Raw genomic sequence first — 8,876 nt, 5'->3', positions numbered from 1 at the left:
CTGTAAATGTATCAAGATCGAGCTGATTCTCACAGCCTGAATCATTGATGATGTTGTAGCTTATATTCTGTACGGTAGCTGACGGTGTATAATTCATGTCGTCGAACAGGAATCTGTGAAGTGCTGTGGCATTCGTTGCGAGATCACAGGCAACGACATAGCTCACCTCATCCATGGTAGGACTGGCGATGGTAAACGGGAATCCTGTTGTAGTAGACAGCTTGTAGTTGAAGCAGGATTTTGCCATATCAATGATCTCTTCCTCTGTAAGGCTTGATGCAACATCATCCACAACCACGTTGATACAATCAAGCAGCTTGGAGATTCCTGCTGTCTTTGCCGCCTCTATCATCTTGGAGATAACTGTTCTCTGTCTCCATGTTCTTGTTATATCACCCTCATCTGTACTTCTGATTCTGGAGTAGGCTGTAGCCTGCACACCGTTCAGATGAACGACACCTGTGTCATATACATAATCTGAATAAATACCATTTACACCCATCTGCTCGTCAATACACTGGTTGAGCTTATAAAGCTCCTCCTCCTTCAGCTCTATATCAATTCCACCCAGGGCATCGATGGCTTCTGTGAGGGCTGTGAAATTGACTGCAACGTAATCTGTTATATTCAGGTCAAGGTTCTTATTTATCATATTGACAGCGCCCTGTGCTCCGCCGTATGCGTATGCATGAGCCGCCTTCTCGTATGACTGGCTGTCATTACAGAGCTCAAGGTAAGTATCTCTGTACAGTGAGAGAAGCTTGACCTCCTGTGTATCATTGTTGATGCTGCAGATGATTATACTGTCTGAACGCACTCCTTCGTCAACCATGCCTGCATCTCTGGTATCTATACCAAACAATGCGATGTTGGTGTATCCTGTCATCTTCTTGACTGTTTCTTCATCCAGATCCTCATTTATATGAGTGTCCTTCAGCTCTTTGTACTGCATCTTGTTATATGTGTTGTTGATGTACGCCTTCACAAACAGAACGCCTATGACTATGGCTGCAACAACCTCGATTGCAAGTATGATTCCCCATACTCTGTTCTTTTTCTTTCTCTTCTGATCCTTCATATCCTGCTCTTCTTCCGCATATTCATCTTCATAATATTCATCATCCGATGTATAAGCTTCCTCTTCTGATGCCGCATCCTCTTCATCGTCTGCGCCCGGTCCAAATGCGCTGTCGGAATAATCATCCTTTGCAATACCGGTTCTGCCATGATCATCTGAATAATCGTCGGTATCGTCATCGTAATCATCTTCATCGTCAAAAAGCATCTCTCCGGCATATCTGCCCTTAACACGCTTCATATCATCGTCATCATGACCACTCATTTTATTTCCCATATTTTTCTCCTAAATATCGAATGTATCTGTCAAAATTTAACTCATATAGCAATACATTCTACTACAAATATCTCATCAATTCAACGGGATACACATAATTCACACATTTTTTATACTTGATCAGTCAGCCAGGATAAACTTGTCCACCACCGGCACAAGTCCGTCCTCGTCATTTGACAATGTTATATAATCGGCATGTTCCTTCACTATGTCCTGTGCATTTGCCATGGCGACTCCCACCCCGGCATACTCTATCATCGTGAGGTCATTATATCCGTCACCGCACGCCACAAGATCCTTTCTGTCCATATCAAGGACCTCAAGAAGCTTCTCAAGGGATGTTGCCTTGTGAACATTTGGCGGCATGATCTCCACAAAATATGGCTCCGAGCGGAATATATTAAGCTGATCACCGAACTTTTCTGCAAGCTCCTGCTCTATCTTCTCCGCCTTGTCAGGATCTGCGGTAAGAAGACATTTGTTGAGAGGAAAATCGATATATTCCCTGAAGTTATCTATCCTCATGATCTCCATATGATTGATACTTGCCTCAAATGTCATGTATCCGTCTATATCAGTTCCGGTTATAACTCGGTCTCCATCGTATGTCACCATTCCGCAGCCCGCTTTCAGACAGTAATCATATATATCCCTCACCACATCATTGTCAAGCACAGCCTGATATACCACCTCGCCGGTATTGTAATCGACGATCCTTCCGCCGTTGAAAGCAAGCACATATCCGCCAAATCTGTCAAGCTCTATGGTGTCTGCTATCTTCCTTATTCCAGGCAGTGGACGTCCCGATGCTATCGCAACGATATGCCCCTTCTCCTGTGCCTCTATTATTTTCTCCAGCGTTGCCGGAGTAATATCCTTCTGAGTATTTGTCAGCGTTCCGTCAATATCAAGTGCCAGTAATTTTTTACTCATTTTATCCTCCATAATGTTATAACATAATTTGCTATATATTTTCTCCTTGATGCTATATAATGTCAGAGTTAGGATGCCGTTACGCCATCCTGCCGCCCATTTCTGACTTTAGGAGAAATCACATGGATATAAACATATACGTTAATCAGAAAAAAATCAACCCTTTGTATCAGAAAGCCATCGCCGAGTACGTCAAGAGACTTTCTCCATACTGTACTCTGTCTATAGTATGTGTTGCAGGGAAAATTAAATGCACCTCAGGGAAAAACACCACAAACTACTGCATATCCGGCTCCGATACCATCTCATCTGAGGACTACGCAGCCCGCATCAACAGTCTGACTTCAAGCGGTACCTCAAAGATAAACTTCTACATAGGGTACGATGAATCACTCACAGCTGATATGGAAAATTTCTCTCTCTGTTCAGTACAGCCGTCCGCCGAGATGACTGCCCTCCTGCTGTCCGAGCAGACCTACAGGGCATACACTATCCTGAACAACATAACCTACCACAAATAATCCCTGTCAGCTCCGGCTTATGATCGCAAGCTGCTCCGCCAGCGTCACCCTTATGAGCTGATGCGGAAATGTCATATCCGACACGCTCATCCTGTAATCAGCCCTCCTCACTATATCTGCAGCAAGTCCAAGAGATCCCCCTATCACAAATGTAACCGTGTCATGTCCGCGCTCCGATGCCCTGCGGACCTGATCGGCAAGTCCTTCCGTGGTCGTCTTCTTTCCTTCTATACACAGTGCTATAACATAGTCGTCTCTCCCGATCACATGTCTCAGCCTGTCCGCCTCGGCCTCAATGATCATGGCATTTACCTTGTCGCCAGCCTTCTGAGGTATCCTCTCGTCAGGAACCTCGCATATCTCCAGACGTCCTCTCTTGTCGATCTCCTTCTTATATTCATTTAACATCTGCGTAAAATGCTGTTCCTTTATCCTGCCGACGCAGGCAATCCTGTATATCATATGAACTCCTTCAGATCAGGCCTGATCAGCCCTCATCCTGTCAAATATCTTCAGTTCTTCCTCTGTATTTTTCTGCGTGCACACACTTACTCCAATGGTGAACAGCAGACTCACTGCAAATCCAACCACGTCACCACTGATACCCGAGTATGCCGCCAGGCTGCCTCCGTTCACAAACGGGAGATATTTCCACATAACAAATGTGAGTATTCCTGCTATTATTCCGGCATACATGCCTTTTCCGGTCGCATGCCTGTACGTCAGTGTACAGAAAAGAGGAGCCGCAAGTGCCGCCGCACACAATCCCCAGTTGTCGGCGATCATATGCTCTCTGTTGAATTCAACAAACTCTGCCACCAGGAAAATGCAGCATCCGGTCAGCACAACAACACCTATATCTATAAGAAGCTTTGCGATTCCACCGGCTCTTGAGATTGCCGGAACAAGCCCTCTTATATGTTCGCATATATTTCTCATGAACGATTCCAGCATTACGACAACCGCCGCTATAAACACCATAAGCGCGGCAAATCTGAACACATACGCATAGGTTCCCGTTCCAAGCAGCTTCTTGAGCATCAGGTTGTACACCTGGAATGAGTTCATATTTGCCCATGCCTTCTCAGGATAGAGCACCGGTACGACCAGAAGTGCCAGTATACAGCTTGAAAGTATTGTGAACCCTTCAAAGATTACAGCCCATATTCTTCCGACATCGAGCTCCTTGATATCCCGGATATTTAAGACACCCTTGTACATCAGCGGCATGGCTATACATCCAAGTCCTACTCCCGTCATGGATATCGCACTTCCTATATCCACTGTTTTGCCATCGTAATACAGTATATTCAGATAAATGCTGGTTCCCCCTGCAAGCCTTGATCTCCTGTAATTGTCAAGTATCTCCCTCGCATCCATCCTGTAAAATACCAGTCCGATCATCGTCAGACATACGATTATAACCATTATGAACACTATTGTCTTGATTATTCCCATCAGCTTATTGTCAACCAGTATGGTGGCAAGGATGAGAAATGACACTATGATGGCAAGGCTTATGCTCTCCGGCATGTCCATAAAATAGGCGACAACCGATACGATAACCTTGAGAACAGACACCAGTATCAGGCCAAGCGTCACTATCCATATGACGGACACCAGATCTTTCAACTTCCATGACCCATATCTTGCTGCGAACAGCTCCGGAGCATTGTGTATCTTTTTAGGGGATATCTCAGCATACGAATTCATACGCTTTGACAGAAATATCCATCCGACAACATTGCCCACGAACAATCCCATGGCCACAAGGCACTGTCCTGCACCATGTATTACTATATTAATAGGCAGCAGAAATATGACCCACAATATTACATCATTGGCGCATACCTGCCCTGCGGTGGACACACCGCCACAGTTCTGCCTTTTGATTCCAAATACTCTCTTATCACTAAAAACAGACATGTATCAGCCACTCCATTCTTTTATCTGAATCTTCGTTATCATTTTTATATAATATACCCTGCTCATTCTACCACAGTTGAAGTTTTGCCGCCACCATCATATTTATTGTGACATTTGCCGAAATGTTACCATCAATTGCATTATTTTTTCAATAGTACAAAAACTAGTGATGTGTTATAATCTGAATCGTATGGGATTTTACATATTTATTACATATTTTTTACCTGTCAGAAACACAGGTAAAATTCATTTTACTCAGGAGGGCTATAATTTTGGATTTATTTTCTATTTTAACATTGCTCGGAGGCGTAGGTTTATTTCTGTTCGGAATGAATCTCATGGGTGCCTCGCTGAAGAATCTCGCCGGTGGCAGTCTGGAAAAGGTTCTTGAGAAACTTACAACCGGAAAAAATCAGTTTACGGGAACTATCAAGGGTTTTACACTCGGTACAGCCGTAACAGCCATCATTCAGAGTTCGGCAGCAACGACCATCATGCTCATCGGCTTTGTAAATGCCGGAATCATGAAGCTTGGGCAGGCCATACCTGTCGTGTTTGGTGCCAACATCGGTAGTACCGCGACCGCACAGATCCTTCGTCTTGGAGATCTTGCGGAGACTAATATTCTTCTTAAACTTTTAAAACCGTCATCATTTGCTCCTATCCTTATATGTATAGGTGCATTTATCATACTATTTACAAATAACAACAAGAAACGTGATATTGCAAGTATTCTTGTTGGTCTTGGAATCCTCTTTCTCGGCATGAATACCATGGAGGGTGTATTTGCGCCACTTAAGGAATCAGAGAGCTTCCAGAATCTGTTCACATCGTTTAATAACCCATTACTTGGTATTTTAATAGGACTTGTGCTCACAGCCATCATACAGAGTTCATCTGCATCAGTAGGTATACTCCAGGCCATTTCGTCCACAGGCGTCGTTACATACGGAACAGCCATTCCTATCATTATCGGTCAGAACATCGGTAAGTGTATGACCATTATCCTCGGGGGAATCGGTGCGAACAAGAAGGCAAAGAGAGTTTCTCTCTCATATCTTCTCTTTAACATATTCGGAGCTGTGTTCTTTGTTATTGTCATATACGGACTTCAGCTTTTCATAGACATGCCTTTCATGGACAAGGTCGTAAACCGTGGTAACATTGCAAACGTCCACTTCCTGTTCAACTTTATCATAAGCCTGATACTTCTGCCATTCTCCAATCAGGTGGCAAAACTTACAGGAAAGATCATCAGGGACGACGAGGAGTCCAAGATCGACAAAGAGCTCGCCACACTGGATCCGAGACTTATCGCTACCCCTTCCATCGCTATTTCACAGGCAAGAAATGTCATGTTTGCCATGGCTGACTGCATAAGAGAGAACTTTGCAATAGCATGCAGACTCATCAGTGATTTCAATGAAGAAGATGCCGCCAAACTCGAGGAGAATGAGGATTTCATAGACAAATGTGAGAGCTCACTCAACAACTTCCTCCTCAAGGTAACATCACAGAACAACATGTCCAGATCCGAACGACTTGATGTGTCTGAGCTTCTGAACAGTCTGAGTGATATGGAAAGGATTGGTGACCACTGTGAGAATCTTCTCGTTGTATCGAGAAATATAATAGATCAGAAGATAAACTTCTCAGATCAGGGAATGAATGAGATCCAGACAGCGCTCAAGGCGACTAACAATATTATTGATATGACTCTGAACGCCTTCAAGGAGGACGATCTTCAGGCAATATCAAGAATAGAGCCACTTGCACAGACCATCAGCGAGATAACAGAGCTTATAAAGGATCACCACGTTGTGAGACTTCAGATGGGCGAATGTGGTATCCCTGGAGGATTTGCACTGGTTGACATTCTCACAAGTCTTGACAGGATCGGAAGCCACTGTAAGAACATCGGCCTTCACATTGCCAAGAAGATCAGGGGTATCCATATGGACGAGATGCACGGACACATCTACATCACCGGATACAAGACATCTGAGGAATACAAGGCTCTGTATGCATATTATTCATCCATGTATGCCGATCCGATAACAGAAGGCTTTGATGCCAGCATCCGCGAACTCCGTGAGTTAACAACACCTGATGAACCTGATAACAAAGCTAAGGTTTCCGGCGACGAGCAAAAGAATGAGTCAAAGAACGACCAGAAGTCCGACCAGAAGAAAAAGTCATCAGCAAAAAACAAAGTAGCCGACAGGCACGAAAAGATAAAAGAAAAGATAAACGAGAAATATCCTGAAAAGGGTAAAAAGAACTCCAAGAAAAAGTAAAGGAATATAACAAACTGCTATGTGAAAAAGCTCTGCACAGATAATACACTGTGCAGAGCTTTTTCGTTATATTTATATTGTAGTTTATATGCCTGGTCTTTTAAACCATATCAGTCACGGCTATAATTGACGATCATATAGCCATCTTCTATCTCTATCCTTGCATCCTCCGATACAACCCGGTTGCTCACTCCAAGGCTGTCTCCTATCTCAAATGTACGATTCTCCACGTTGTATTCAAACCCTGTAAGTGTTACCCCCGTGACGCATCCACCGTACGGTATAAAAGATATATAATCGTATCCCTCCAGCCGGCTTATTCCGGCACTGGAATTTATCATGGTTATTACATTATGGTCATCCTCTATATACGCATTTACGCCTTTATCCGCACATTCCTTGAGTAGCCCTATGTTTGCCATTGTGTGATCAAGTCTTGTTCCTGTGGCCCCCGATATATAAATATCCGTAGCACCTTCCTCCATGGCATGCATGATGGCTACATGAGTATCCGTGAAGTCCTTGTGTGTGTCCAGATCAACAAACTGTATGGAGTGCATCTTTTTAGCCATCTTCCTGTACACGCCCACAGTCACCTTGCTGGCTGAATCGAAGTCACCCACGATCACATCCGGTACTATTCCTATCTTATTGCAGGTCTCTATACCCTTGTCCACAGCTATCACTCTGCTGCTTTCAAGGTGTCTGTCCATGATTTCCTGAAGTGAATACAGATCAACTCTGCCTCCGGATATTATAATATAACTCTTCATATCACTATTTGCCCTTTATTATCTATGCCTCATATTTCTCAAATACTTTGAGAAAGCTGCTGCTGTTCTCATAAGCATCACCGCCGAATACCGCAGAACCGGCAACTATGACATTTGCACCGGCTTCTATGACGTCACCCACATTCTTCAAATTGACTCCACCATCCACCTCTATATTGAGCTCAAGGCCTCTGTCATCTGCCATTTTTCTGACCTCAGCCACCTTTCTGAGTGCTGAAGGAATGAATGACTGTCCGCCGAATCCCGGATTGACACTCATAACAAGTACCATATCCAAATCGTCTATCACATAGTCAAGCACTGATACAGGAGTTGCCGGATTGAGTGCCACTCCGGCCTTCATTCCAAGCTCATGTATCCTGGCAACGGTTCTGTGCAGATGCTTACAGCTCTCTGCATGTACGGTTACCCAGTCAGCACCTGCCTTCTTGAAATCCTCAAGATATCTGTCCGGCTCCTCTATCATGAGATGCACGTCAAATATCATGTTCGTCTCTTTTCTGAGACACTTTATGACAGGCGCACCAAATGATATGTTCGGAACAAACGCACCGTCCATAACGTCAAGGTGCAGCGCAGGAACTTTCGCTCTGTCAAGCTCCGCAATGCCGTACGCAATATGTGCAAAATCAACTGACAATAATGAAGGTGAAAGAATTATCATTACCATTTCCTCTTTTCTTTTAAGTCGTTATATATCATTACATAATCTTCGTATCTTATACGGCTTATCTCTCCGTCCGCAACCGCCTGCTTTACCAGACAATCCGGCTCACTGACATGATTGCACATGTTGAATCTGCACTCTCCCGTATATGCCGCAATATCCGGGAAATACTCCTTGAGATCCTCCGCCTCTATGGAATCAACATAGAGCGATGAAAAGCCCGGTGTGTCCATAATATATGTCCTGCCGCCAATGTGCATGAGCTCAGAATGTCTCGTGGTGTGCTTGCCACGCTTTATCTTGTCACTTATAGCGCCTGTCTGGGCCTCCGCCTCTGGCTTGATCGCATTGAGAGTAGACGACTTGCCGACTCCCGATGGCCCC

At 44.3% G+C, this 8,876-nt stretch carries 9 protein-coding genes; 2 read left to right on the top strand and 7 right to left on the bottom strand.

Annotated features, from left to right (window positions below; genetic code table 11):
• Together CCU_RS11765 and CCU_RS11760 are read right to left on the bottom strand one after the other, a co-directional pair.
• The coding region (locus CCU_RS11765; RefSeq protein ID WP_208896210.1) for an LCP family protein at nucleotides 1-1,354 on the bottom strand (1,354 nt) is incomplete at its 3' end.
• A 120-nt stretch (nucleotides 1,355-1,474) separates the two neighbouring features.
• Entirely contained in the window at nucleotides 1,475-2,287 is an 813-nt protein-coding gene (locus tag CCU_RS11760) for a Cof-type HAD-IIB family hydrolase (RefSeq protein ID WP_015534826.1), read from the bottom strand.
• Between the two features lie 122 nt (nucleotides 2,288-2,409).
• Here CCU_RS11760 and CCU_RS11755 point away from each other — a divergent pair, with 122 nt between their 5' ends.
• The gene (locus tag CCU_RS11755) at nucleotides 2,410-2,808 is read left to right on the top strand and encodes a 23S rRNA (pseudouridine(1915)-N(3))-methyltransferase RlmH (RefSeq protein ID WP_015534825.1); all 399 of its coding nucleotides are present in this window, start codon (nucleotides 2,410-2,412) and stop codon (nucleotides 2,806-2,808) included.
• 6 nt (nucleotides 2,809-2,814) lie between these two features.
• Here CCU_RS11755 and CCU_RS11750 read toward each other — a convergent pair whose 3' ends face one another.
• Both CCU_RS11750 and CCU_RS11745 read right to left on the bottom strand, forming a co-directional pair.
• The gene (locus tag CCU_RS11750; RefSeq protein WP_015534824.1) at nucleotides 2,815-3,270 is read right to left on the bottom strand and encodes a 23S rRNA (pseudouridine(1915)-N(3))-methyltransferase RlmH; all 456 of its coding nucleotides are present in this window, start codon (nucleotides 3,268-3,270) and stop codon (nucleotides 2,815-2,817) included.
• Between the two features lie 15 nt (nucleotides 3,271-3,285).
• The gene (locus CCU_RS11745; protein ID WP_015534823.1) at nucleotides 3,286-4,734 is read right to left on the bottom strand and encodes a hypothetical protein; all 1,449 of its coding nucleotides are present in this window, start codon (nucleotides 4,732-4,734) and stop codon (nucleotides 3,286-3,288) included.
• A gap of 272 nt (nucleotides 4,735-5,006) precedes the next feature.
• Here CCU_RS11745 and CCU_RS11740 point away from each other — a divergent pair, with 272 nt between their 5' ends.
• The gene (locus tag CCU_RS11740) at nucleotides 5,007-7,031 is read left to right on the top strand and encodes a Na/Pi cotransporter family protein (RefSeq protein ID WP_022216779.1); all 2,025 of its coding nucleotides are present in this window, start codon (nucleotides 5,007-5,009) and stop codon (nucleotides 7,029-7,031) included.
• Nucleotides 7,032-7,141: 110 nt separating this feature from the next.
• Here the strand turns inward: CCU_RS11740 and CCU_RS11735 are convergent, their stop codons facing one another.
• The 3 genes from CCU_RS11735 to rsgA all read right to left on the bottom strand — a co-directional run.
• A complete protein-coding gene (locus tag CCU_RS11735; protein WP_015534822.1) occupies nucleotides 7,142-7,804 on the bottom strand; it encodes a thiamine diphosphokinase in 663 nt (220 codons plus the stop codon).
• Nucleotides 7,805-7,826: 22 nt separating this feature from the next.
• Nucleotides 7,827-8,489: a ribulose-phosphate 3-epimerase gene (rpe, locus tag CCU_RS11730; protein WP_015534821.1), complete on the bottom strand. Its 663-nt coding sequence runs from the start codon at nucleotides 8,487-8,489 to the stop codon at nucleotides 7,827-7,829.
• Nucleotides 8,489-8,876, bottom strand: a 388-nt coding sequence (gene rsgA / locus CCU_RS11725; RefSeq protein ID WP_208896208.1) for a ribosome small subunit-dependent GTPase A, incomplete at its 5' end; no start/stop codon positions are given. The genes rpe and rsgA, both read right to left, overlap by 1 nt.

Origin of the sequence: Coprococcus sp. ART55/1 (genome assembly GCF_000210595.1) — a bacterium.
Taxonomy (GTDB): Bacteria; Bacillota; Clostridia; order Lachnospirales; family Lachnospiraceae; genus Coprococcus; species Coprococcus aceti.
The sequence above is the reverse complement of the archived record's forward strand: the minus strand, read 5'-3'. Positions and strand labels throughout refer to the sequence as shown.